Here is a 26187-nt window from a genome sequence, read left to right on the forward strand (position 1 = left end):
ATTAGAATAATATATGGATATAATTTGGAGGTTAGTATGAAAAAAGGACTTGCTCGCATTACAGCTCTTTCAACTGTATTAGGTGTCCTCGCTTTGTCTACGTCAATAGCAATAGCTGCGGAGAACAATGTCGCTCCATTAGGCACTGCTGACGACTACGAAATTACTCTGTACAAATCCAATATCCATGATGTGACCGACACTTCTGCTTATTTATGGTCATACACCGAGGGAGCAGGAAAAGACCTTGAAAAAGTAAGAGTCTACTCTTATTTCTACGTGAATGGAAACCTCAAGCATCAAGCTGGCGATAATGATGCAGAGTATGCGTCAGTAGATTACGAAGCTAATGTTACAGCATTGATGAAAGCCCGAATCACATCGTCCCATTATGCCTACAACCGAGTAGGCGAAAAGGTGACAGAAACGTCTGAGAGAGAATGGCCAAAATAAAAGCATGTAGGAGGAATTTGAGGTTATGAAAAAACGGAACATAGTAATTTCGGGTGTTGTTTTAGCTGGCGCTATTTTCGCAGGTAGCAGTCTATACGCAAGTGAAGATGTTGAGCAGTTCGAAAAAGGAAATCAAATGAAAACTCTTAGCGCATTGGGGATCGAAGCAAAGTCCGACGATTTGGAAGCTATGAAAACTTTGACTGACGAAAATGGAAAAAAGTGGATTTATAACGAATTCACCAAAAGATCACCGATAATGGAGAAAATAGAAAATGAGCGTTCTGTAGACGTGAAGAATGCATTCATTGAAGTACAGGACGAGATCATGCAGGAGCATGCAAAAGTAGGGGATACCATTCCGGTTATTCTTCTGGATGAAGAGTTGAAAGAAGGCTCTTTCTCGTTTAACAGGGAGGATGGCGAGGCTCTGATCTTCAAACTAAAATATAATGAAAAAAAAGGCAAATGGGATTACGAGCAGGAAAAATAAATATCGTTGATTTACACAGGGGGATAGCGCTCGCTATCCCCTATTTTTATTGGACTGTATTGACAATAGGTACTAATAAATAACCCGTCTCCTCAAAACAGGAGCGGGTTATTTATTAGCCAACTAGGTTTTAACATCGGTTATGTTTTCCAGCGGAATCCATTGGACATCTTCGACCGTAAGCAGTTTTACTTTTCTTGTATTCTCATTGATCTCTGGTACTGCACCCCACATAGTGCAAATAGTGCCTAGCTTGTTTTTCTTATGTTGCCACCATGTGATTGATACGGCTTTTTCATTTTGCTGTGCATCCCGTAGTAGGTAGTCAAATGTTGCAAGTTCATCCTGCTCAAGTATAGGTATAGGTACGAGTTTGTCGTCTTCCTTCATTTGCAGATAGAGCTCGCGCTGTTCCGGTAATACAAACCGAGATGAGCCGAATAAATTATCGATTTTCTTTGCCATTATTACCGTCCCTTTCGCTCCCACGATGTAATGACTTCGATGTTGTTAGGCTCTGACCTCTTCCACTCAATGTATTCTTCCCTAGATTTTTGTCATGTATATACGGCACAGCTTATCTCCTCGACTACATCATTCCCAAACTCATTACAGCGATCCGTAGTGTGAGTAATTATGCAAACCCATTTTCAAATGATTTGTGAAAATATCGATCCAAAGTCAAGCAACTTTCTTTGACCACCTCATATGTTATTGCAGGAGGTGGTCAAGGTGGCTAACAGATGTCTTTGTAGAGGTAGTAGATTCATGATCTTTTGCAGGTGTGAGTGCAGGCAAAGAAGGAAATAAAACATAGGGTGGCAAGTAGGAAAATAGTAGCGAACTATACCTATAAAAATCGATCTGAGCTTGCCTGTATGGATGGCATAATCATCGCTATGGTATTAGGTGCTATGTCTAGTATCTCCTTGGGTTTGAATATTCAAGTATATTTGGCGAGCGATTTACAATTCGCGACGATCATTGCTGTAGCAATTGGTATGGTGGTTGGGTTTATCTCAGGGAAATTGATCTCTCTTACCACTTCTATTGAAGGAGTAATGGCTGGAGTTATGGGCGGGTTGATGTCACCTATGCTAGGGGCCATGCTTTCTCATCCCTTGGCGCTTATCTGGTTTCTCGACTTTGCCTACATCTTTGTCTTAATCCTGATTGTTTTCCTAGTAAAAAAAGCAAGGCAAGCCTTATTAGAAGAAGCAATGGAGCCTGAGAAAAAAACTAGCAGTTTATCTTGAAACCCCCTCAAAAACACGGACGCTCTCGCTTCTTTGCGAGTTGTTTTCCAGCTCTCTAGGATTAACGCGCGAACGAGATAGAAACATACAAATAAAAAAACATACTTATTGAATGATTCTACGTGTACTTAATAAGCAGTCATCAAAAATGTCATCATACAGATGTGGTACTGAGATAATAAACTTGTGATTCTCATGCACTCCCAATAAAAACTCCCCTTATAGCGGGTACATCAATGGAGCGAGCATCACCATGGACGGCGGCATCAGCAGTCATATTGGAATTACGGATCAGTTGTCCTAATTCGGACACGTAGAAAAAGCCGCATGCTCGGTCAGCTTCAACCGGGCATGCGGCTTTTTTCCCCCTATAAAAAGCGGCGGTGCACTTTCTTGCCGTCGTACGTAAACAACACTTGACGATCCTCCACCATCGATTCCAGGTGGACGGATTTTCCCCACAAGCTATAAACGTAAGGCAATGTTTTTTCTACGTATTTGACATCCAGCTCCAGCCCCTCGAAATGGTGCTTCAAGTACAGCTCGCCGGAGCGTAAGTAATCCCCATCGTGCACGAGTACATAAGGGAATCCCCCGTTAACCCGTGTGCCCGCAAGACCATCGCGTACCTTCTCCCACTGCTTTTCCGCGACAACCCAATCGTTGCCCTGCTTGCCGAACATGTACAAATCCAGATCACTCACGAGGTCCTTGGTCAGGAAATTGCGAATGAAGCTGATATCGGACTCCAGCTCGCGCACCTCGAAAATTTTCGCGCGTCCCTCTCCTGGCTTGCGTCCGAAACGCTCCTGTTCTTCCTTCGTCGGATTATCCCAGCGCTTTTCAATGTCCTCCAAAATTTTCAGGCCCAGATGATACGGATTAATGCTCGTCGTCGAAGGCTGAATGACGGAGGAATGCAGCTTGGCAAACTCGATCGTCTCTGATTCTGTCAGCTCCATTTCCCGCAGGATGCGCATATGCCAGTAGGTTGCCCAGCCTTCATTCATGATCTTCGTTTCCATCTGCGGCCAGAAATACAGCATCTCATCCCGGATGATCGTCAGCACATCCCGCTGCCAATCGTCTAGGATATTGCTGTATTCCATAATGAACAGCAACAGGTCTTTTTCCGGCTCTGGCGGGAATTTGCGTGGTGCTTTTACCGGCTCTGCTTCCTCTTTTGCTTTGCGGTCCAACCCCCAGAGATCGTCATAAGGGGAGTGCCGTTCGTTCCTCGTCTTTTTGTTCGGCTCCTCTGGCTCTCGTTTCCAACGCAGCTTCGGACGCAGCAAGCTCGGATCGATATGCTCCTGAATCGCCAAGCTCGCATCGAGCAAATTCTCGACAGCCTCCTTGCCGTACTCGATCTCATACTGGCGAATCCGCTCTCCGCTGGCCGCCATGCTTTCGACCATATCCCGATTGGTGTTGGAGAAGCGCACATTGTTTTTGAAAAAGTCGCAGTGAGCAAGGACGTGAGCCACAATGAGCTTGTTTTGGATCAAGGAATTGCCGTCCAAAAGAAACGCGTAGCAAGGATTGGAGTTGATGACGAGTTCGTAGATTTTGCTCAGATTCAGGTCATATTGCAGTTTCATGCGGTAGAAGGACTTCCCAAAACTCCAATGAGAAAATCTAGTGGGCATTCCATACGCGCCAAATGTATAAATGATGTCAGACGGGCATATCTCGTATCGCATTGGGTAAAAATCGAGATTGAACCCTTTGGCGATCTCGGTAATTTCGTCAATGGATCGCTCCAGTTCTTTTCGCTCGTCGTTGGTCAAATCGTTTCGCCTCCCCCTTTTGCCGTCGGTCTACTTTATGTATATGGGAGAGCGCGCTAAAAGACGCCAGCCTTCCGAAGAAAAAAAGGCATCCCCGACTGGAGACACCCTTGATTTGTTTTTTCGTCTACCTTCTTAGCCTTGGAACCAGTCGCGTACACCAGAATAAATAAGAGCTCCCGCGAATACAACCACAGTGATCAGACCAACTCCATCCACCAACGGGTCCAACCCACTTAGGAAGGAACCTTCCAACGGCGCTTTTAGCAATGCGTAGCCACCGAGGAGTCCTCCAACATTGGAAAGCCATTTGTTCATATTACGTCACCTCCCGTCGCAGCAGCCTGTAAGCGTTACCACTGCGATACTTTACTCTATGTCGGAGGTTGACAAGCGGTCTGTACGGTAGTCCAAGGCGTGTTCACCAAATTACAATTGGGCAATGTCTATCTTTTTACGCTAAAATAGAGGTCGGACAGATGTACAGGTAATGCGAAAAAAGGAGTGACGCACTCATGAAGCTGTTTTTGATGCTTGGCAGTATCAGTGGATTTCTTTCGGTTGCGTTTGGAGCATTCGGAGCACATGCACTGAAGGAAAAACTGGACGCCTATTCGCTGGGCATTTTCCATACGGGCGTGACCTATCAGACGACACATGCGCTGGCTCTCGTGCTGGTTGCCCTGTTGCTCAAATGGTACCCGGATTCTTCCGGCCTCGTCTGGGCAGGCTGGTGCTTTACAGCCGGAACCTTGATCTTCTCCGGCAGTCTGTACACGCTGGCATTAACCGGAATTAAGGTTCTCGGTGCGATTACGCCGATTGGCGGTGTACTGTTCCTCGCTGGATGGGCGCTGCTTGCGATTCATGCTTGGAAGACCGTGTCATAAAACTAAAGTAAACAATGCTTTCAAAAGGTTGGGATTATCACTCCTAGCCTTTTTTCTTTTCTCGCCAACCTATTCTACACAGGTACACACCTGCTAAAATAAATCATCTGAATTTACAAAAAACCACTGATAGGGAGGTTGAATCAGATGAAAACTCTACCAAATTGGGCGAATACGTATTTGCACAGGCTCGGATTAAAACAAGAAGCAGCAAGCCTTTCTTACCTTTCTGCATTGTGCCGTGCTCATTTACAAACGTTCCCCTACGAAAACGTTAGCAAGCTCCTCTCTTACTACTCTTACAAAACCAACAGCGTCCCTACTCCTTCTGCATACATAGAAAATGCGATACTCCATGATTTCGGTGGAACCTGCTATGCCAGTAACGCCAGCTTTCTCGCTTTGCTACGCGAGCTTGGTTTTAGCGGCTATCTCATCTCGCTAGCTGATGAACACGCGGCCATTATAATTACGGAATTGTTGGATTCAGCTGATCTACTGTATGTGGACACTGCGGCAGCAGCTCCCTTTTTTCAACCTGTCCCATTTACATCTGACCCTCTCTACCTATCTTCCTTTGGCTACGAATCAGCCCAGATTGCACCTGATCCTGCCCATCCACGCCGTTATCGTTTTCGTCGGATGAGGCATCAAGAGCTGGTAAACGATAGCTGGTACTTTGATCCTATACAAAAACGCGAGCTTGCCGATCTTGCACCAGCCATTGCCCGCTCTTTTCAGCCAGACGCTACTTTTTTAACATGCCTACGTCTCCATTTGTATCAACTCTCGCAAAACCGGTGTCTATCGCTGAAGAACAATTCCCTGTTCATCCTCTACGAAAACGGCGAAGACCAAAATCTGCATCTCCGCTCTATTGATGAGTTGGAGTCCATTGTCGCGAGCGAATTCGGATTGCCTCGACTCCCAGTCCGTGAAGCTGTGAGTGCACTTGCTGCTGCCGGTATCGATGTGTTCGCTGACAAGTCCTGATTTCCACCTGACACCCTCCATGGACGATTGCCATATGCTGTAGAGTTAGCAGTTACCCCACTCACAAGGAGAGGAAATCATGACGAAACCCTCCTACACACGCTCGTACTTTTATGGCGGAATACCAGATGTCTACATGCAGATGGGGTACTATCCGTTTCCCACTCCTTCTGCTACGGAACAGCTGAGTCGGAGTGTTCACATTCCGTATGCGATGTCGATGGCGGATCAATGTAAATACTTCATGGGGCAATCGGAAAAAATGATCGTGAGCGATGGAGCTATCGGGATTGCTGCCTTGTCGAATCCCTTACGCTCCGGTGTTCATTTATTTGTCCATCACTGGATGATCACCAATCCTTCCCCGCACCCGATAGAAGCACATTTCTTGTTTGGCAAAGCCTCCTCTATCACAGGTACGACCCTCTCTCGTCAAGTGACTTCAGGTTATGTTCAACTCCCCGCTTGTCCCGCCGCCCAAGGGCAACTTTTGCATGGCACTGGTATGACGGATACCTTTTCTGATCACATTCATACCGCCACGCGAATCATTCCGGCGTCCTCCACTGTTGAGGCGACCCCTGGCGGACAGTGGATTCTCGGACCAGGAATGGCGCTCATCGTTCGCGTTCCAAGCACAGGTGAGAGGACATCCTTTTACTTTTCAATAGACTGGTGGGAACAACCCGTATATGGGTAGCTCTCAATGGAATGCTTGGCGGACAAGTCTAACCGCAACAAAAAAGGGAACCCCCAAAGGAGTTCCCTGTCATTTCACTTTGTATTTTTCCTACACCATGTTGAAAAGCCAATTTTCACGTGATAGAATGAGAATTGGTCTGTCGATCAATCAATAGGATCTGACTATTTTATCTCCAATATAATAGTACCACATTCACTTTCGATTGTCAAACCTTCAGGCCAAAAATGGGGAACGAAAAAGGAGCGGTACCATGAGCGTGACTGATCAAGATAGGCAAAACGAACAACAACGTGTTGAACGAGTCATCTCAGAGATAAAGAACCGAATAGATGACCTCAAAGAGCATGTGAATGTCGTGAGCGAGGATATCATCGGAATTCGCAAGCATTTTTGGGACGATGTGACAGTCAACTTCGAGGATGCCATCGAAGCTGTCGAGACTTACGCCAGTATCAAGCAGCAAGCGGAAGTCCTGTCCGAGCGTGAACGCATCCATCGCCATGCCCAAAATCAGTTGCGTACGCTGCAGCGATTGTTGCACTCTCCCTATTTTGGCAGGATTGATTTTCAAGAAGAGCTGGAATCGAAGCCAGAAGCCATCTATCTCGGCATTGCTTCCTTGCTGGATAAAAACGACGAGGAGTTTCTCGTCTACGACTGGCGCGCACCGATCTCCAGTCTGTATTACGACTATTCGCCGGGGCCAGCAGAGTACAATACCCCAAGCGGAAACGTAAATGGAGAGATTACGTGCAAAAGACAATACATCATTCGCGACGGCAAATTGCTGCACCTGTTCGATACGGGCGTGACGATTGGCGACGAGCTGCTTCAGGAGGTACTCGGCAAACAGGCTGACTCGCAAATGAAAAGCATCGTGGCCACGATCCAGCGGGATCAAAACCGCATCATCCGCAACGAACGCAGCCGACTCGTCATCGTCTCCGGAGCTGCCGGCAGCGGAAAAACGTCTGCGGCTTTGCAACGAATCGCTTATTTGTTATACCGTTATCGCAAGACATTGACCGCGGAGCAAATCGTCTTGTTCTCGCCCAACTCTTTGTTTAACAGCTACGTCTCGACCGTTCTTCCTGAACTCGGCGAGGAAAATATGCAGCAAACGACTTTTCAGGAATACGCGGAGCATCGTCTCGGTGACGACTTCCGCCTGGAAAACCCGCTTGAACAGATGGAGTACGTACTGACAGCAAGTGATCAGTCTGGATACGAGGCGCGGCTGGAAGGAATCCGTTTCAAATCAAGCGCCTTGTTTTTGCAGGCTATGGACGAATACGCGAATAGCTTGAAACAATCTGGTATCATGTTTCGTCCTGTTACATTTAGAAACCAGACTTTGATCAGTGCTGCCCACATCCATGAGCTGTTTTATTCTCTCGATACGAGTCTGCCGATCCCCAATCGGATGGTACTCGTTGCGAAATCACTGCTGACGGAGCTGAAAAAGCTGGAACAGCGAGAACGATCAAAGCCATGGGTAGAAGAGGAAATGGAGCTGCTTGACCGAGACGCTTATGTAGCTGCCTATCAATCGCTGCGCCGCAAAAAACAGTTTCGGGAGGACACCTTTGATGACTTCGAACGCGAGCAGGAGCTCTTAGCCACATGGGTCGTCAAAAAGCAGTTTCGGCCTCTGCGCGATTTTATTCGGGAACTTCAATTTATTGATACTCGCTCCATTTACCGCCAGCTTTTCTTGTCACCTGACTTACTCGGGACACTTGCGCCAAACACTCTCCAACACGATGTAATGGACAATTGGCCCGCAGTGTGCGTACAGACAGCAGAGCGTTTAGAGCAACAGTATTTGGCTTGTGAAGACATCCCTCCCTATTTGTATTTGCAGGAACGATTGGAGGGCAAGCAGACGAATAACCTCGTCCGTCATGTCTTTCTCGATGAAGCCCAGGACTACTCCGCCTTTCAGTTCGCTCTCATCAAGAGCTTGTTTCCCCGTGCCAAAATGACCGTGCTGGGAGATTGGAATCAGGCGATTTACGCCCATGCTTATCACCAGAATAGCTTTGAGGCAGTCACATCCCTGTTTGAGCCTGAAGAGACGGAGACCTTCGTCCTGACCAAAAGCTACCGCTCCACCTATCCCATCGTCTTATTTACGCGACAGCTTTTGCGAGATGGGAATATGATTGAGCCTTTTATGCGTGACGGTCGCTTGCCAACACTAACCAAAGTGACATCCCCTCAAGCTCATGCCGATCAAATCGAAGCACGCATACGTGAGCTCGCCGATCGTGGTCATCAGACCATCGCTGTTATCACCAAAACGCTAGAGGAAGCCCAAGCCGTGCATGACACTTTGCAAGAGAGATTGCCGGTTCGCTTGATCAAGCCCGCTACTCTTTCCTTTGAGAAAGGAATCTTGATCATCCCCTCTTACTTGGCAAAAGGAGTCGAGTTCGATGCGGTCATCCTTTATAATGCTTCCGCCTCATGCTATGGCGAAGAAAGTGAACGCAAGCTTTTTTATACGGCATGTACACGTGCCATGCACGAGCTGCATCTTTACTATTCGGGTGAAAAAAGTCCATTTTTAGATAGCGTTTCTCCTGAGTGTTACGAGCTGTTTGTTTAAAAAAAGAGATCCAGCTGACCGCTTACTGGTTCAGCCGGATCTCTTTTTCACCTTTTTAGACCCACACAAATCGTGACAAGCAACAGGATCAAATCCAGCTCATAACCGCCCACGAACCCTTTCGCCCATTTCACCGTCACAATCGCTCCTGCCATGATCGCAGCTAATCCCCAGGCAGCATATCTCGCCCCGACTCCGATGATCAGCGCGAGACCGCCGATCAATTCTACGATCAACACCAGATACGCCAGCCACCCCGGCAAGCCGAGATCGCCAAACGTCGTCACAACGGCAGCCATCCCTCGTTGCAGCTTGGCTATGCCATGGATGAAAAACAAGATACCCGTCCCGATCCGTAATACAGCAAACGCTTTTTCGTAAGCCATCTTATCTTTTTCTCCCTCCCCTCCACCACTACCATATGTCCACTTGCGTACAATCAGTCTTGTGCTCTCCGGCGAGACATCAGCTCAAAGCTCTGGTGCTTGCAACGAGGGCAGCCGCGTTTTTTCAATTGTTCGATCGTCACTATTTTTGCCTGTGCCCCAACCTGGATCGATCTTTTGCAACGCTTGCATTGATACTCACGCTTGGAAGGAGTCTCTTCGCCTGTGTACAGCGACTCTAGAAATGAATGCTTGATCGTCGGAGCCGTCATCTCTGTGGTGGTGAGCACGATCATTTGACCCTTATTTCCAATCATTTGCGCCGCTTCGTATTCATTGAAATGACTGAGCACCTCTCGTACAGTCAAGCCTGCCAGCACGAACTCCCGCTGCATATTCAGCGTGAAATCAGGCGATTTATGCGCAAAGGACAGGAAGATGGACAGTCCTTTTTGCTTTTGCAGCCCACTGATTCCACGTGATAAAAACAAAGCCATTCCTTGCAGTGTGTAAGGGGGATCGGTGAAAAAGCAATCGTACCCACCCTGCAGCTTCTTTGGCAGCGGCTGCCGTAAATCAGCCTGATGGCATACTATGGACAATGATTTTTGCTTGGACACATCCGTAATGTACTGGAGAAAGCGTTCATCGATGTCGACTACGTCAATTTGCTCTGGACGTTGCTGATTCCCTGGAAACAAGCGCTTGAGCAAAAGCCCTAGCGAAATGCTGACCAAATCATCATCCCCGACGCATAATATTTTTTTGCCCACCAAGCTCTGATGCCGCAAGCATAAAATCGCCCTGCGCAAGCTCGTCTCGACTGTGCATTTGGACTGATCGATCTGTACATCGACTTGCGGACGCCCAGCAAAAATCGTCTCCATCTCCGCTTGCAGGTCAGCCAGCTCGGTTTTCCAAGCTTCGTCGCCTCTCATCAGCTTCTCGTACAGCTCCCGATCCAGCCCACCATACCCTAGCTTTTGCTCAATGAACGCTTCCCCTTCTACGGTGCATCTCACCCCGCTCCCCTGCTGTATGGCACCTGCCTTGATCAGCTCTTTTTTAATGGCAGTCGCCACAGGTACAGGCAAGAGTACTTTTCTCGCCAGCTCTTTCGTAGGCAAACCCGGATGAAAATAACACGCGAGCAGAAACTGTTCGATTACACGTTGTCCTTCTTGCAAACGTACTTGTTTATAGGTGTCTTCGATATAATTTTTCATGTGGAGAACCTCTCTTCAAAAGGGATGGACCCATCGATGCATGCAAAAAAGGCAGAGCATGAACATTCGTTCATCTCCGCCTTGAGGGCATACGTTCGCTACGTGCGCGTGGATAGTCACGCAAAAAAACCGTGCGTAAGAGCACGGTTCCCGTAGTCGAGCAAATGGGTAGATGGATGACCGTAAGTTCTTAACTAATCAAGGCCTCCCTTTTTCCATAGCAAATAAGCCGACATGAAATGTGGTTTTTGCCAAAAATACTGGGAGTACCCTATCCAATTGCTTAGTTAAGAACACACACCGACATCAAAACGTCCCCTTTTGAAAAAGATACTTTCTATTATACGGCACTCGCAAATAAACGGCAAGAAGCTAAATGGCAGTCTCTACAATCGCATTTCCAGGCTGCTTCCGCTTTTCATGCAACCTGCGTCCAAGCCAATAAAAGATCAAGCTGACCAGCGCCAATACTGCCATGACCAAAAACATTACGGGGCCACCATATGCGGTGAGCACCATGCCACCTGCCCATGGACCGAGGAAGCTGCCCAGCATCGTTGCGCTTTGTGCCCCATAGTAAGTCCCTCTCATATTCGCGGGACTGATCTCGTCGATTTGCGCATACTCCGCCGGTACAATCAGGATTTCACCTAGCGTAAAAACGATCATCGCTGTAATAAACCAAGCCCAGTCTGGCGAAAAAGCAAAGCCGACTTCTCCTATGGCCATCAATACAGCGCCACCTGCTATCCGTGTAAACAAGGAATAACGCTCAACTAGTCTCGTCAATGGAATTTGCAAAAGCAAGACGGTAAATCCGTTGAGGCTCATCAACGTTCCAAACAAGGCGACTCCTTCCGAAAAGTTTTCCCGCAAGTATTGGGAGAGCGTAACAGACATCTGACCGTACACCGTCACTAACAGGATTCCGCCTGTGACAAATGTAAGAAGGACGACATCCCTTCTGAGCACTTGCCAGATCTCAGGCAAACTGGCTCTTTCTACCTCGCCGTTCCCCCCGCCTTCATCAGTGACGCCACATCTCCGACATGCCACTAATAAAATGACAGCAAAGCTCACCAAGGATACCGCAGTCAGAATATATGCCAGATTGCTGCCGGAAATCCCCAAAAAAGCACCGAGCATAGGACCAATCGCAAAACCTAGATTGTTCGCAAGATAGCGATTCGAGAACACACGAAAACGTTTATGCTCGGGAGTCAAGTCACCCATCAGCGCTTTTGAAACCGTCGCAAAAATTGAAGCCGCCAATCCCATAACCAAGCTGATCAACAGCAAACCGATCGGATGAGCCACCGTAATGAATCCGATAATCGAGCACGCCATAGCAAGCAAGGAAAAAAACATCAGCTTTTGTCTGCCAAACAAATCCGAGAGAATCCCGCCAGCAAATCCCCCTACTGTTCCAGCCAAAGGACCTGCACCGATAATAAGCCCAATATAGGCGTGAGAGAGCTTCGTCGTTTCACCGAGATAGATGGCCAGAAAAGGGATACTCATCGATTGGGTGAGCTGAACGAACACCGACCCTGCCATCAACAGATGAACAATCGGGTGATACGCCTCCCACACTTGCCTCATTTTGCTCATACTGATTCAACCTACCCTCTCAACAAAATCATGTCATTTCCGTAAGCAAAATTACTCTGATGCATGGAAGAAGGAACGAAGCAAGACCGGGAGACGCTCGACGAAGGCTTCTCGCAGACTGTAGTAGGAAATCGTCGTACTTCCCGTGTAGTGAGCACGAATCAGCCCCGCTCTGCGCAACGCCGTTACATGATGATGGACGGTGCTTTTTGCCAGTGATACTTGCTTCTGTAATTCACCTAGAGTGCACGTCTTTTTTGCCAGGCAGCGCAAGATTTGCAGGCGCTTCTCATCCGCTAGGCACTGTGTGATGGGCAACAGCTCCAGGAGCGGCTGTGGTTTTGTCGTTGCCGCATCTTTGACAGGGTACATGCAAGTGGCAAGCCCCCGATAAAAGTCGAGAACAGAAGAATGGGCACAATGATATTGCGGGATCAGTACAACCTCGCGCAAATCTGACATCGGCTCAATCCAGATACCGTTCGTAACATGATCGACCAAATCGATAGGAGGCGTTTCTTTGGCGCGGACTGTCAGCTCATCGGCTCTCCGTTGCAGACTCTCCAAAATGCGTGAGTCCACTTTCGAAAAATAATGTTCATTCCACCGGGTAAGCAACGATAGGCTGTGATCACGGATTTCCCCCAGGTTCAGCGGGATTGTCTCCACCCATGGCGCGAGGCGCTCATAAATTTCACCGGGAGGGATGCTCTCCAGCCACCCAAGAAATTCTTCAACGGATTTGGTCTGGGGCGATTGCGCTACCAGCAGCACCAAACGGTGGAGCACCTCCCAGCGTTCATCTGCGAGTTCATCTGCAAAAGACGCCGGGAGCTTTTGTTTTGTCTCCTCTTTCCAAGCAGAACCAAGCAAATAATGCTTGCGCTCCTTTTCGTAAATGTAAGTGTAGAGGCTAATGATACATTCATACGCAGGAGACCATTCTACTCTAATCGAATACATATCATTCATTCTATCACCATCGAACGTTTTAGTTTTTCTCAGTGTATCATTCTTGCTAGATTTTGCATAGCGCCATTTCGTTAGAATAACTTATAAAGGTCCTTATGAATGGGGTCAACATAGTGGAGGAGAAGAAAAAGCACAGTTCTCTTCGACTCTGACACGCCAGCAGGGGTGATTCACTGTCCGTCTCCACTTCCAAAAGGGGAGGCGCTATCAAGGTCTACAAGCCCTGTGTTTTCTTCTCACCAGCTTTGTTGGTGTTATTGTTATAAATGTCCTTACACAAAAAAAGTAAGCCCCCAGCTTCACCAAACTGACGGGGCTTACCTATACTAGCTTTCCTTATACAAACGGCGGGTCCCACGCTTTTTTTCGCCAGCCCAACCGATGATCAACAACGTTCAAATCACGGTCCAAGACAACATCTACGCCAAATGGCAGCTTGCGGTTGTACCAAAAGCGCACATCGCTCCACGTGACTTCATAACCGTCGGCAATCTCCTTCCACGTGACGTGGATGCGTTGAGCAAATCCGAGAAAAGCACGAACTCCGTCCACACCGACTGTAGCCTGAATAATTGCATCACGCTGCTGTTTCGGATACACATCCTCCAGTATTACACGTGCATACTCGATTCTCCCTGTGTAAAACAGTTCCTCCGTCTCTACGACGAATCGCCAGTGAAAAGGATGTATGCTCGGGAAAACATGGGATATGCCTCTTGTTTCCAATGCCCTTGCTACCCGCTTGACGTTACGGTGATGCTGCCAAGCCCGCACGCCAATATACAGGAGCGTCATGCCATACGCTATCGGAAATAACACGCTGGGATCTCCGTTAAAAGCTATCCACCATATCGCCGCTGCCAGATGAACCGCGAACACCAGTGGCTCAAAAATCGCGAGTACATCCAAATGCACCCAGCGCCTGCTAATAGGACGAATGCATTGAACTCCATAGGCGTTTAACATATCGAGAAATACATGCAGCACAACGGCCAACAGCGTCCATCCGTACAAAATCCCGAACTGTCCCATGAGACCAAACCCCCAGGCAAGAGGAAGACTGATGATAAGGGGCCACAGAAACAAGGCGGGAATCGAATGAGTAATTCCCCGATGAAAGCGAATGTAAAAAGAAATACCGCGAAGTCTGGCCACAGTGTCGAAATCCGGGGCATGAGATCCCACTACCGTTGCGACCATCAGCGCCTGAGCAAGCGCCGGATCATGTGCCACTGCCGGCGTGATATGGGCTAAGCCCGCCAGTGTGACACCCAACAAAAGATGACTGCCAGTGTCCATTACGATGCCTCCCTTTGCAAGTATTCCCTTCCCTTTTACTGTACGAAAAAATGGCGAGGATTCTATAAACCGCAGGTAAAGGTTATCCGAAGATTTCGTCTGCGATATTAACAATCTCTCAACGAAAAAGCAGCCTGTCGGAAAAGCGACAGACTGCTTGGAGCTTATTTATTCCTGAATTTATGCTTCTTCTGTCAGGCGCAGGAATTCGTCGATGTCTGCCACAGCCAGATCAACAGCTTTTTGCCAGAACTCGACTGTCGTCATATCCTCGCCGAGATGCTTCTTCGCCAAGTCTTCTACCATCAGGCGGCCCGTATCTTGGAGCAGTGCATCGTATTTCGGTGCGAAGCTCTCGCCTTCTTCAAGCGCACGCGCATAGACACTCATGCTGAACAAGTACCCGAATGTGTACGGGAAGTTGTAGAACGGATACGACGTGATATAGAAATGCAGCTTGGATGCCCAGAAGTGCGGCTCGTAATCTGCCAAAGCTCCGTTGTACGCTTGCTTTTGCGCCTCTTCCATGATTCGGTCGAGATCAGCCGCGCTAACAAGACCTTCTTTGCGCTTCTCATAGAAGTTTTTCTCGAAAATAAAGCGAGCGTGGATGTTCATGAAAAACGCGACAATGGATTGCAGCTTATCTTCCAAGAGCACCAGTTTCTCATCATCATTGGCTGCATTTTTCACAGCAGCGTCAGCGAGGATCATCTCTGCGAAGGTCGATGCTGTTTCCGCTACGTTCATCGCGTAGTTTTGGTTAAGCGCCGGCAAATCCCACATGACTTGCTGATGATATGCATGCCCCAGCTCATGTGCCAGTGTGGATACATTGCTTGCGCTTCCCGCATACGTCATGAACACGCGGGACTGCTTGCTGACTGGGAAGCTCGTGCAGAATCCGCCTGGGCGCTTGCCAGGACGATCCTCTGCCTCGATCCAGCCTTCATCGAATGCCTTTTGCGCAAACTCAGCCATGCTCGGATTGAAGCGGTTGAAATGCTCAACGATCAGGGCAGCTGCTTCATCGTAAGACACTTCTTTATGTACCTTACCGACTGGAGCTCCTACATCGTACCAGCTCAGCTTGTCTACACCGAGCAGCTTTGCCTTGCGCTCCAGGTAGGCAACCAGACGATCCTTGCGATTTTCGATGGCCTGCCACATCGCATCGAGTGTTTTTTCCTGCATCCGTCCAATATCCAGCGGCTCACGCAGGACGGAATCCCAGCCGCGATGTCGGTACAGAGAGAGACGGAAACCACCCAAGTGATTCAGCGCCTGCGCGCACAGCTCCGTTTCCTTGCCCCAGGCTTCTTTCCACTTTTCAAATACTTGGGCACGTACAGCTCGATCAGGACTGCTCATCAGATTAGAAGCTTGCCCGACAGACATCTGCTTCGTCTCTCCATTGACCTCAACCTCAATGGTCATACGTCCTACGACCGCATTGTACAAATCTTGCCAAGCGTGATACCCGTCTACAGCTAAATCGTTTGCCAGCACTTCTTGTTCAGGCGACAGCTTTTCCTGTGCACGGCGGCGGCGCTCATTCAGTACAAAAGCAAGCGGTTGCAATTCTTCGTCTGCCAACAGCTTCTCCCATGCAGCCGCTTCAATAGCCAGCAGCTGTTCTTCCCAGCGCGTCAATACTGCACCAAACGCAGCCGAGATACTCTTCACACGACCACCCATCAGCTTGGCTGGCTCATCTTTTACATTTTGAGCAGTCAGGCAGGAAATGAATGCACCTGCTTGTCTCACACGCACGGCAATGCTTTGGACATGAGTGACAACTTCCTTGAAAGCCGCTGTCTCATGCAAACCAGCGCCAGATTGCTCCAACCGTGCTTTCAGGTTCGCAATATCCCCTTCCAAAGTCCCTAAAAACGCCCGAAAATCCTCCGATTCACTCCCACCAGGAAAAATCACATCCATATCCCAGCGTTGTGGCAATGCTTTTGTCATATGTACCCCTCCTCAACAAACTCCTTCGATAAAAATATTTCTATAATAAGGTAGCTATTCCCTCCCCGTTTATTCATATCAATTAGAAAAGCGACTGCTATGTACGCAGTCGCCAACTTTTCACACCTATTGAACAGGGATTGAAAACGTCTCCCCTTGTTTTTCAACAACAATCCTGTCCCTCTCGTCCCCCGCTGCTGCCAACAGACGCTCGAACGGCTCATCAACAGGCTCACGTGAGAGCACAAACGTATTCCAATGAATAGGTACCAGCCACTTGGCTTGGGTCTCCTTGAACATTTGCCATGCTTGCTCTGGCGTACAATGCGCTGCTTGATACGAGTCTGGCTTGTAGGCGCCAATCGGCATGAACACCAGATCGATAGCCCCGAATTGTTTCGGCAAATTTTCCATGGAGATATAAGCAGTATCACCTGGATAGAGGATGCGCACGCCATTTTTCTCAATCATATAGCCGTTGTAGCCATATTCATGATTCCATGGAAAGCGGTTGCCCCAATGGCGAACAGGAATCGCAGTAATCGTCATTCCTTCTTTGGTAGTAATGACTTCTCCCGGCTGCATTTCCTCATACGAACCAAATGGCATATGCTTGAACAGCTTGCTCGTCTGGTGCGCCGTAATGACATGTGTGGAGCGATTCGCTATTTTCTGCAAAGTAGGCAGATCGACATGATCCAAATGGGCATGCGATAGCAAGATGATATCTACCTCGCCAATTTCAGCAAAGTCGAGGGCAGGAGGTGTAAAACGCTTGGGACCAAAATGGACACCAGCAAGCTTAATCCCGAGCTTCTCGCCCAAAACCGGATCTGTCAGTATTTTCGTACCAAACATATTCAACAGAATCGTCGAGTGGCCGATCCATGTAAACGTAACCTCATCATGACTCCAGTCGGCAGGCACTGGTTTTTTCGTGTCCAGATAACGAAACTCCGGCTTCGGAAGCTGTCCCATATGGTACCAGTAGCGGTAAGCCACATAGGCAATCAATCCGAGTGTGAGTACCCCCATGATGGAGCCTACCCATGTAAAAAAGTTGAACATCAGACAACTCCCTTTATTCATCTGTGATTTCCCCATTATAGCAAAAGGCATCCTTGCTGTAGCAAGCCTAAAAAAGCGGCAAACTGCTTTTTACGCTTGCTTACTTCCTCCTGCCGGGCTTGCTATAATTGCTAGAGAAAGACTCAGAGAATCGAGGAGAAACCCATGATCCTGCACAAGGGAGAAGTTTTGTTTCGACAAGGAGAATCTGGACCGCTCTATCATTTGAAGAGCGGTCTGTTAAAAATCGTTCGGGTACATGCAGACGGAGCATTGACGCTGGTTAACATCATCGTTCCGGATGAGATCATTCCGCATCATTCGTTGATGAGCCCGAATCCCTATTACGGGACAGCAATCGCTCTCGTGACCTGTGAGGTCGAAGTACTGTCTGCCCCGGATTGGTATCGCCATCTGGATGACAATCCTGAAAAATGTCGTGATATCGCGTTACAGCTGCAAGGGAAGCTGCGGATGATGCAGCAGCGTATCGACCAACTGACCGAAGTCTCTCCTGCTGAAAAGCTTCGCAAGCTCCAGCTTTGGTTTCAGACATTTATCCCTGTCGCTTCGCTTTCGGATTTGCTGACTCAGGATGAAATCGGTCAGCTCATCGGGCTTCGCCGCGAGACGGTAAATCGGCTGCTGCGCGCTCAAGCTGCGAATCGCGAGTAAGCTTGGGCTTTTTTTGTAAGAGCTCTTTATGCCAAGGTCGCTGCCGGGCCAAAGAACTCATAATGAATATCGGCAGCTGGCACTCCCCATTCCAACAGAGCACCGTTGATCGTCTTCATGAATGGAATTGGACCACAAAAATAGTAGCTCGCCTCTTTTGTATCGATGACCTTTTGCAGCCATGGCAAGTCGATATATCCTTCTTTCTGAAAAGCACCGTTCAATCGATCTTGTTCAGTCGGCTGTGTATAGCACCAGTGAACAGAAAGCAGTGGATGTTTTGCGGCCAACTCCTCTACTGCCGGCTTCATGGCATGCACATTTCCGTTTTTTGCTGCGTGAATGAAGGTGATCGGACGGTCTGTTCCCGAATTGATCAGTGTGTTCAGCATGCTGATCATTGGGGTCAATCCTACACCGCCACTGAGCAGCACAACCGGACGGCTGTCCTCTTGCTGTAAGGTAAAATCTCCAGCCGGAGCAGACAGCTGCAGGCTATCTCCTTCCTTCACTTCCTCTGACAAATAGACGGATACTTTTCCTGCCGGCTTATCTTGCATCGCGTCCTCGCGTTTGACAGAAATGCGGTAGTACGCATTCCCTGGCGCATCAGAGAGACTGTACTGGCGAATGTGTGTAAATTGCTCGCCCGGTAATTCTACCTTGACGCTGACATATTGCCCTGGCTCAAAGCTGGAAATCGGTTGACCATCCGCCGGAACCAGATAAAAGGAAGTAATCACGTCACTTTCCTTCACCTTGCGTTGGACGATAAACTCTCTAAAATCTACCCATCCTCCAGTCTGACCGCTTGCCTGTTCATACATTTCATGTTCTACACTGATGAAAGCATCTGCAATGACGCCATACGCTTCCGCCCACGCCTGTAAAATCTCGTCCGTAGCGGCATCGCCAAGTACATCTTTGATCGCAGCAAGCAGGTTTTCCCCAACGATTGGGTAGTGTTCAGCCTTCACTCCCAAGCTGCGGTGCTTATGTCCAATCTGCTTCACCACTGGCAAAATCGATTCCAGCTTATCAATATACAATGCCGCAGCATACACCGCATTGGCCAAAGCCATTTGCTGTCTTCCCTGCTTTTGATTAGCGTGGTTGAAAATATTGAGAAGCTCAGGGTGCTTGGCAAACATCATTTGATAAAAACGTTTTGTAATAGCAGTTCCGTGCACCTCTAGCACAGGAACGGTTGATTTTATAATTTCAATGGTTTTTTGGCTTAACATCGTAGAACCTCCTTGAAGTGCTTCGTACTTTCTATATTTCAAGTGTACGGGAGGTTCACAGATACACATGTGATTCTGGTCACAGGAAATAGAAACAATTTGTGACAATTGCAAAACATCCTGGCAGCAGGCATAGCAGCTTCTTCGACTTTTCCAATCCTTCTTATGCTACAAAAAAAAGATCATCCCAAATCAAGCTGGAATGATCTCAATGTTTCTAATCAGTTTTGAAATACCAACCAGATACCCGTTCCCTTACAAACTTGGCCAAGTTGTCTATGTCATTTATATCGAAAAAGGGCAACCCCGGCTGACGATTGTCTGACCAACCTACGATCCCTACCAAATCAGTAACGATCGATAAGAGCTCCTCATCTTCTGACCTGCGAAGCAGTACGAGCTTAGGATAGCCTTCACGCTTGAAGCCTTCTACCAAAACGAGCTGGGCCCCAGCATCTGCCAAGCGCTGGATAAGGACGGACAGCTCCTGCGGCTTTTGCTCCACGATGGCCGTTTTCGTTTTGGATGTGATCGCAACCAGCGAAGCTCCGGCTTCACGATAACGCCAGGTGTCCTTCCCTGGCTGATCCCACTCAAAATCGTGTCCGCCATCATGCTTGATGACCCCGACCCTTATCCCTGCCTGTTCGAGAATCGGAATGAGCTTGGTGAGCAGCGTCGTCTTGCCACTGTTCGAATAACCGACAATCTGCAAAACACAAGGTGGCTTGACCATTCGCTATCCCTCTCTTCTCCAGGTTGGGGCGGCATGCGTGAGAACATCAACTAGCTCTCCTGCTTTTTGCCCGCTTCCCCCGGCTGGTATGATCATAAAGCATTCGCTGTCCTTCAATGTCCCAAGATTCCCTGCCTTTTCATTGAAATCAGGGATCGCGTGCAAAACCCCGTCTTTTTCGAGGAGCCTCCCTCGCAGGTAACGCGGGTATGGACAAGGCTTCGTATAATCGACGCCAAGTCTCGCCTTAATCACCTGTTGCACTACATGGGCTTCTCCCGAGATGCGACGAATGGCTGCTCGCGCAAATAGCTCAAACCCGAGAAAACAGGCCCCCGGATTACCTGATAGGGCAATAAAAGGCTTGCCTTCCATGATCATGGCTGTCGTCGGACTTCCTGGACGTATCGCAATCCGATTGAACAGAAGCTCCACCTCAGGCTCATCCACTAAAGCCGCGATCACATCAAAATCCCCAACGGACACACCGCCGCTTGAAATGACCAGATCCACGCCCCGCAAGCATTCACTGATTTTCGCCTTTGCCACAGCCAGATCATCCGGCAGTCTTGAAAACGAAACAGGGATGCCCCCTGCCTCAGCAATCAAGGCAGTCAGCATCACCGTATTACTGTTGCGAATTTTGCCTGGGGCAAGCGGCTGATCAATCTCCAACAGCTCGCTTCCAGTCGAAATCAGACCGACACGCGGCTTGCAGAAAACCTCGACCTGCGAATAGCCAAACGTAGCCAAGCTGGCGAGAGTACCTGCGTTGATCCGCTCGCCCGCCCTGGCAATGATCGTTCCTGTCGCCATCTCTTCACCGCGACGAGATACGTTTTCCCCAGGCTTCATCTCCCGCTTGATCCGTACCGTATCCGCCTCTTCCGCTGGGTTGTACGTTTGCTCAAACATGATGACCGCATCCGCACCCGCAGGCATCATCGCACCTGTCATGATCCGCGTAGCATGGCCCTTTTTCCATTCTCTAGTAGGTACTTGCCCAGCCGCAACCGTCTCTAGCACTGTTAGCGTAATCGGGTGGTCAACGGAGGCCCCAACCGTATCCGCAGCTCTCACGGCAAACCCATCCAGCGGCGAGCGGTCAAAGTGCGGCAAATCGTATGTTGCACGTAGATCAGAGGCCAGTATCCGCCCGTATGCCTCCCCGATCTGCACTTGTTCCGTTCTCCCTGTCAGCAATTTTGCCAACAGCTTGCTCATCGCTTCTTCAACCGAGAGTGTTTGTCGCGAAAAACGCATGGCTTGTTCCTCCTAATCTTGACCACCCATTGCTGCAGCTCGTCAGCCGACGTTTACTTCCAAATCTTCTACTTCTCTCTCCACGTATTTCAAATCTTTGTTGGCGTGGAAAGTGTCCGCTTTTTCAACCTTCACGGCTGTATTGTATTCAGGAATACCTGCGTATGTCTCGTATACACCTTTCGGAATGAGTACGTTTCCTTCCGGCCAGTGTACTTGAATGTTGCCGCGTCTGGTGTCCTCGAATTTGGCCCGTCCTTGGAACGTTCCATATTTATTGTAAACGACGATATTTTCGCCTTCTGCAATGCGCAGTTCTTTTGCATCCTCTGCATTGATCAGGATATCATAACGGTCCGCATTGTTGAACGGGTCTTTCTTGCTGTAAATCATCGAGTTGAACTGCTTGCCGCGACGAGTCGTTACATAGAAGTGTCCCTCTGGCTTGTTCAAATCCGGAATCTCAATCGGAATCAGATTCGCTCGGCCGTCCGGTGTCGGGCATACGCCACCTTCACACAACCATGCACCGCCCCATTGGAAAACATCTCCGCGGTTTTTCAGATGCTGGATACCGTCATAGTTCGGATTCGCTAGGGCAATCTCTGCGCGAATTTCGGCTGCGCTTGAGAAGTGCATCAGATGCTTTTTCTCTGGATTTACCCGTGCCGCCAGATCTACGTAAATCTCCCATTCCGAACGCGCTTCTTCAATACGTGGCCCTTCCACTTCGGCACTGAAGTAAACCATGCGCTCTGTACTTGTCGAAGTTCCGCCACCTGGCTGCTCATAGCGAGTCATTGCTGGCAGTACGATCACTTCTTCTTTTGCATCCACCAACGTAGATGTATTGAAAATGATGTCCTGATGCACACGCACTTCTATGCTCTCCAAGCATTTTTGCATGAAGTCCGGATCTGGCATCGTCTCCAGGAAGTTGCCGCCGCTCGTATAGAACAATCTGGTCTTGCGCTCGTGACCATCTGGCAACACGGCATTTTCCAAAGAAATACCGACGATATCTCCTTGCCATTTCGGGATCGGGAAGTTCCAGATCTTTTCAATCCGGTTCCATGATTTTTCTTCAAAATCTCCACCCGGCAAGCTGAACGGGTCGGCACCCATTTCACCGGAGCCTTGTACGCCGGAGTGTCCGCGAATTGGCATAAGACCCGTGTGCTTGCGACCCAAGAATCCACGAAGGATGGCCAGATTGGCTACCTGAGAAATATTGTCCGTACCGAATTTGTGCTGAGTCAGACCCATACTCCATACGAATACACCATTTTGGGAGTTGGCGAGCAGTTGCGCGAATTCTTTGATACGCTCGCGGCTGAGACCGGAGGATTCCACGATCTTCTCCCATGATTCATTCATCACATGCTTGCGCAGCTCTTCGATTCCGTTCGCATGCTCCTTGATGAATTCATGGTTGATCGCAGAACCTGGCTTGGCTTCCTCCATCTCAAACCAAATCTTCATCACGCCGTTCATGAAAGCGATATCGCCGCCAATGTTCACTTGGTAGAAATCATCCGCAATCTTCGTTCCGAACAAAGCACTATCCGGTACAGATGGAATCCAGTACTTTTCCATCGCTGGCTCTCTGTACGGGTTGATCAGGATGATTTTCGTTCCTGCTTTTTTCGCAGCATACATATATTTCGTCGATACAGGCTGGTTGTTACCAGGTACGGAACCCCAGAATACGAGCACATCTGTACCGATCCAATCCTGATAGTTACAGCTCGATGCACCTATTCCAACCGAACGCTTCAATGCTGTCTTACTCGGCGAGTGACAAATACGCGATGCGTTGTCGATGTTGTTGGTTCCGAGGAAACGAGCCATTTTAGCAGCCGTGTAGTATACCTCGTTGGTAATTCCACGAGCGGTCAAGAAAAAGGCCAACTGTTTCGGGCTGATGTTTTTGATTTTTCTCGCGATGCGGTTCAACGCTTCATCCCAGCTGATGCGGGTGAACTTGTTTTCGCCTGGCTTTCTTGAAAGCGGATACGGAATTCTACCCAGCTTGCGCAATTCTTCGCTGGACAGCGTGCGCAGCGCGTTCACGTCTTCAAACCATTTGGCATCCATGGCAGGCATGGTATTGAGACGCAATACGTTCAGTCGCGTGGTGCACAAATGCGGACCAGTCAACGTCTGATCGTAGAGACCGGATACGCCGAGGGCGCAGCCATCACATACCCCTTGCGTCAAAATGCGATAGGCATAACCCAAATTATCGCGATTGTCATAGGCCACCTTCATCGTATCGCGAATGTGATGCGGCTTGATTTTTCCGAGTCCCATCGGCATTAGTGAAGCCCATAAGGAAGGCTTCCACGAAGTATCCAGCTTAATTGGTCCGCCATGCTTGGTCTTGCCCATTTCTTTTGTCTCCCCTCTAATAAACTCCATTGAGACGAAAAAACCACCATGAAACCGTCCCTTGTCCTATAGGAAAAGAGCGTGTTCACGGTGGTTGTCTACGGCAGGTTCGCTACCTAGTCTCAACTTCGTGTTTGCTTTCGCGAATTCCGTTACGTCTAAGCCGGTGAACAGGGACGCTGCTTCGTTTAGACTTACGGTTCGTTTTTCATTTTCTTTTCAATGTCTTGATCAAAAACAAAGATCGACATTCCAAAATCCCGTTCAATGTCAATATCGACGAAAAGATCAACGAGTTTTGCTCCAAGAAACGCTTCCATGTCAACTGGCTGGTGTTTCCGATAGATCTCTTTGACCATTTCGGTTCGGGCAGCTCGTAATGTCTGCTTTCCGTCTTCCGAAGTGGCGATGAACTTTTCCACCGGAGAAAGGTTGCCTTCCATCTCGCAGATCGCCCAGTTCTTGCAGAACGTGGTGCTGATCTTGCTAGGTCCCTTTCCCATATGGCGCTTTCGGAAAGCCCTGACCAAATTACTGAATTCTGCTTCGAACTTATTCATCGAGGAAAATCACCTTTACTTCAAATCATTCTCTACTTAAACTTTACCATTGATTAACTAGCCAATTCAACAGACTTTTCTCTTTGTTTGGCTTCTTCCTTCAGTTTTTTGATATCCAGTCGGACAAATAGCGAGATCACCAGAGCGACAACGAACATTCCTGCGAAAACACTCATAGTTCCTGTATAGCTTTCTGTCGTCTTGCGAACCCATGCTGCAAAGATCGGTCCTGCCAAGCCGGCAGCTGCCCATGCCGTCAGAATATAGCCGTGAATCGCGCCCAATTGCTTCGTTCCAAACAAGTCACCAATGTACGCCGGAATGGATGCAAAGCCACCACCGTAACAGGTCATAATGATAAACATCGCAACCATGAACAGGATGGGATTGGACATATTCGGCAACAGGAAGAACAATACCATTTGAATGGCAAAGAAAGCTGTGTACGTATTTGGTCGTCCAATGAAATCAGACAGAGACGCCCAGCCGATTCGTCCACCACCGTTGAACAAACCGTTTAGTCCTACCATCAGGGCTGCTGTTCCGACGGACATGCCTACCATTTCTTGCGCCATCGGCGATGCTACCGAAATAACGGCGATTCCACATGTCACGTTGATAAACAGCATCAGCCACAGCCAGTAAAAACGGTGTGTCTTGATCGCTTCGTTAGCAGTTAATTGGCACAAATCTTTTTTGATTTGCTTGCTGCCAGCTGTTCCCGAATCGGAAAATCCAGCCGGTACCCAGCCTTTTGGAGGTGGTGCCAAATATTGAGCCGAAGCCAGCATCACAACGAAATAAATAAGGCCCAAAATATAAAAGGTGTTCGCGATTCCTACATTTGCAATCAAAGCGTTCATAATCGGACTGGCAATCATGGAAGCAAAGCCGAAGCCCATAATCGCAAGACCTGTCGCTAAACCACGGCGATCCGGAAACCATTTGACCAGCGTCGATACTGGCGTAATATAGCCTACCCCAAGTCCGATACCGCCCAGCACGCCATAACATAGGTACAACAGAGGCAAGCTGCTCAATTGAATCGCCAAGCCTGCCCCGACAGTTCCTACTCCAAAAAAGATAGATGCGAGAATGCCAGCTTTGCGCGGGCCATGCTTTTCTACATAATGACCGAGGAAGGCAGCAGACAGCCCCAAGAACAAGATCGCAATACTAAACGTAAATTGAACGTCTGGCAAGTCCCAGCCGAACTGCTCGGTAATTGGCTTGGTGAATACACTCCATGCGTATACCGATCCAATCGAGATGTGGATGCCTACCGCAGCCAATGCAATGAGCCAGCGGTTTTTCACTTTTTGTTCCAAATCATTCATCTCCTTTTCAATGGTCTTTGGCATGCTGTGGATCCATCAGCAGCCTTCTCGAAAAAAAGAAAAACTGCTGATTTCACCGACTCACCCAGGTCTCCACAAATGGAAACGAGAGCTACGATGGAACACAGCAGTTAATCATCAGCAGGAACGCTACATCAGCATCAACAAGCATTGTGTTCACTATGTAATTCGCTGCAAGGCTACAAAATAATCGGTGGCAGGGTCGCTGCTCCGTGTCAATCTGTCCTTACGCTATGAA

Annotated in this window: 24 protein-coding genes; 8 read left to right on the top strand and 16 right to left on the bottom strand. The window is 48.6% G+C overall.

Translation table 11 applies throughout. The features are described 5' to 3' along the window. Positions 1 to 36: 36 nt before the first annotated feature. Complete coding sequence (locus EL268_RS23985; protein WP_106655890.1) at positions 37 to 453, top strand: hypothetical protein; 417 nt, start codon at positions 37 to 39, stop codon at positions 451 to 453. A gap of 25 nt (positions 454 to 478) precedes the next feature. Further along, positions 479 to 946 (top strand): hypothetical protein, encoded by a 468-nt coding sequence (locus EL268_RS23990; protein WP_106655891.1) that lies wholly within the window; start codon positions 479 to 481, stop codon positions 944 to 946. Positions 947 to 1069: 123 nt separating this feature from the next. Here EL268_RS23990 and EL268_RS23995 read toward each other — a convergent pair whose 3' ends face one another. Then, positions 1070 to 1411: a YolD-like family protein gene (locus EL268_RS23995; protein ID WP_106655892.1), complete on the bottom strand. Its 342-nt coding sequence runs from the start codon at positions 1409 to 1411 to the stop codon at positions 1070 to 1072. Positions 1412 to 1734: 323 nt separating this feature from the next. Here EL268_RS23995 and EL268_RS24000 point away from each other — a divergent pair, with 323 nt between their 5' ends. Continuing rightward, a complete protein-coding gene (locus EL268_RS24000; RefSeq protein WP_232030042.1) occupies positions 1735 to 2202 on the top strand; it encodes a hypothetical protein in 468 nt (155 codons plus the stop codon). Positions 2203 to 2570: 368 nt separating this feature from the next. Here EL268_RS24000 and EL268_RS24010 read toward each other — a convergent pair whose 3' ends face one another. Both EL268_RS24010 and EL268_RS24015 read right to left on the bottom strand, forming a co-directional pair. Continuing rightward, entirely contained in the window at positions 2571 to 3992 is a 1422-nt protein-coding gene (locus tag EL268_RS24010) for a SpoVR family protein (RefSeq protein WP_106655893.1), read from the bottom strand. Between the two features lie 135 nt (positions 3993 to 4127). Continuing rightward, a complete protein-coding gene (locus tag EL268_RS24015) occupies positions 4128 to 4310 on the bottom strand; it encodes a hypothetical protein (RefSeq protein WP_088906177.1) in 183 nt (60 codons plus the stop codon). A gap of 197 nt (positions 4311 to 4507) precedes the next feature. On the opposite strand from EL268_RS24015, the gene EL268_RS24020 reads away from it, so the two are divergent. From EL268_RS24020 to helD, 4 genes are all read left to right on the top strand, one after another. Beyond that, the gene (locus EL268_RS24020; RefSeq protein WP_106655894.1) at positions 4508 to 4882 is read left to right on the top strand and encodes a DUF423 domain-containing protein; all 375 of its coding nucleotides are present in this window, start codon (positions 4508 to 4510) and stop codon (positions 4880 to 4882) included. A gap of 147 nt (positions 4883 to 5029) precedes the next feature. Then, positions 5030 to 5875 (top strand): arylamine N-acetyltransferase, encoded by an 846-nt coding sequence (locus tag EL268_RS24025; protein ID WP_106655895.1) that lies wholly within the window; start codon positions 5030 to 5032, stop codon positions 5873 to 5875. Between the two features lie 79 nt (positions 5876 to 5954). Beyond that, positions 5955 to 6575, top strand: coding sequence for a DUF6143 family protein (locus tag EL268_RS24030; RefSeq protein ID WP_106655896.1), 621 nt, complete (start codon positions 5955 to 5957; stop codon positions 6573 to 6575). Between the two features lie 253 nt (positions 6576 to 6828). Next, on the top strand, positions 6829 to 9189 hold the full coding sequence (gene helD, locus EL268_RS24035; RefSeq protein WP_106655897.1) for an RNA polymerase recycling motor HelD: 2361 nt from the start codon (positions 6829 to 6831) through the stop codon (positions 9187 to 9189). A gap of 47 nt (positions 9190 to 9236) precedes the next feature. Here helD and EL268_RS24040 read toward each other — a convergent pair whose 3' ends face one another. The 7 genes from EL268_RS24040 to EL268_RS24070 form a co-directional block, all read right to left on the bottom strand. Continuing rightward, complete coding sequence (locus EL268_RS24040; RefSeq protein ID WP_106655898.1) at positions 9237 to 9575, bottom strand: DoxX family protein; 339 nt, start codon at positions 9573 to 9575, stop codon at positions 9237 to 9239. Between the two features lie 53 nt (positions 9576 to 9628). After that, positions 9629 to 10801, bottom strand: coding sequence for a bis-aminopropyl spermidine synthase family protein (locus EL268_RS24045; RefSeq protein WP_106655899.1), 1173 nt, complete (start codon positions 10799 to 10801; stop codon positions 9629 to 9631). Positions 10802 to 11173: 372 nt separating this feature from the next. Next, positions 11174 to 12412: an MDR family MFS transporter gene (locus EL268_RS24050; RefSeq protein WP_106655900.1), complete on the bottom strand. Its 1239-nt coding sequence runs from the start codon at positions 12410 to 12412 to the stop codon at positions 11174 to 11176. Positions 12413 to 12463: 51 nt separating this feature from the next. Further along, the gene (locus tag EL268_RS24055; protein WP_106655901.1) at positions 12464 to 13384 is read right to left on the bottom strand and encodes an ArsR/SmtB family transcription factor; all 921 of its coding nucleotides are present in this window, start codon (positions 13382 to 13384) and stop codon (positions 12464 to 12466) included. 336 nt (positions 13385 to 13720) lie between these two features. Then, the gene (locus EL268_RS24060) at positions 13721 to 14683 is read right to left on the bottom strand and encodes a metal-dependent hydrolase (protein WP_106655902.1); all 963 of its coding nucleotides are present in this window, start codon (positions 14681 to 14683) and stop codon (positions 13721 to 13723) included. A 180-nt stretch (positions 14684 to 14863) separates the two neighbouring features. Further along, positions 14864 to 16654: a M3 family oligoendopeptidase gene (locus EL268_RS24065; RefSeq protein WP_106655903.1), complete on the bottom strand. Its 1791-nt coding sequence runs from the start codon at positions 16652 to 16654 to the stop codon at positions 14864 to 14866. Between the two features lie 126 nt (positions 16655 to 16780). Then, a complete protein-coding gene (locus EL268_RS24070; RefSeq protein WP_106655904.1) occupies positions 16781 to 17722 on the bottom strand; it encodes an MBL fold metallo-hydrolase in 942 nt (313 codons plus the stop codon). 165 nt (positions 17723 to 17887) lie between these two features. Here EL268_RS24070 and EL268_RS24075 point away from each other — a divergent pair, with 165 nt between their 5' ends. After that, positions 17888 to 18397 carry a Crp/Fnr family transcriptional regulator gene (locus EL268_RS24075; RefSeq protein ID WP_017251999.1) on the top strand — a complete coding sequence of 170 codons (510 nt, stop codon included), beginning with the start codon at positions 17888 to 17890 and terminating at the stop codon, positions 18395 to 18397. A 26-nt stretch (positions 18398 to 18423) separates the two neighbouring features. Here the strand turns inward: EL268_RS24075 and hmpA are convergent, their stop codons facing one another. From hmpA to EL268_RS24105, 6 genes are all read right to left on the bottom strand, one after another. Further along, positions 18424 to 19641 carry an NO-inducible flavohemoprotein gene (gene hmpA / locus EL268_RS24080; RefSeq protein ID WP_106655905.1) on the bottom strand — a complete coding sequence of 406 codons (1218 nt, stop codon included), beginning with the start codon at positions 19639 to 19641 and terminating at the stop codon, positions 18424 to 18426. Between the two features lie 217 nt (positions 19642 to 19858). Then, positions 19859 to 20377, bottom strand: a complete 519-nt coding sequence (gene mobB, locus EL268_RS24085; protein WP_106655906.1) for a molybdopterin-guanine dinucleotide biosynthesis protein B — start codon at positions 20375 to 20377, stop codon at positions 19859 to 19861. A gap of 3 nt (positions 20378 to 20380) precedes the next feature. Then, a complete protein-coding gene (locus EL268_RS24090; protein WP_106655907.1) occupies positions 20381 to 21640 on the bottom strand; it encodes a molybdopterin molybdotransferase MoeA in 1260 nt (419 codons plus the stop codon). A gap of 42 nt (positions 21641 to 21682) precedes the next feature. Continuing rightward, the gene (locus EL268_RS24095) at positions 21683 to 24031 is read right to left on the bottom strand and encodes an FdhF/YdeP family oxidoreductase (protein ID WP_106655908.1); all 2349 of its coding nucleotides are present in this window, start codon (positions 24029 to 24031) and stop codon (positions 21683 to 21685) included. 194 nt (positions 24032 to 24225) lie between these two features. Continuing rightward, the gene (locus EL268_RS24100) at positions 24226 to 24591 is read right to left on the bottom strand and encodes a Na-translocating system protein MpsC family protein (protein ID WP_012684864.1); all 366 of its coding nucleotides are present in this window, start codon (positions 24589 to 24591) and stop codon (positions 24226 to 24228) included. Between the two features lie 53 nt (positions 24592 to 24644). Then, the gene (locus tag EL268_RS24105; RefSeq protein WP_307724149.1) at positions 24645 to 25919 is read right to left on the bottom strand and encodes an L-lactate MFS transporter; all 1275 of its coding nucleotides are present in this window, start codon (positions 25917 to 25919) and stop codon (positions 24645 to 24647) included. Positions 25920 to 26187: the final 268 nt, after the last annotated feature.

Source organism: Brevibacillus brevis, assembly GCF_900637055.1.
Classification (GTDB): domain Bacteria; phylum Bacillota; class Bacilli; order Brevibacillales; family Brevibacillaceae; genus Brevibacillus; species Brevibacillus brevis.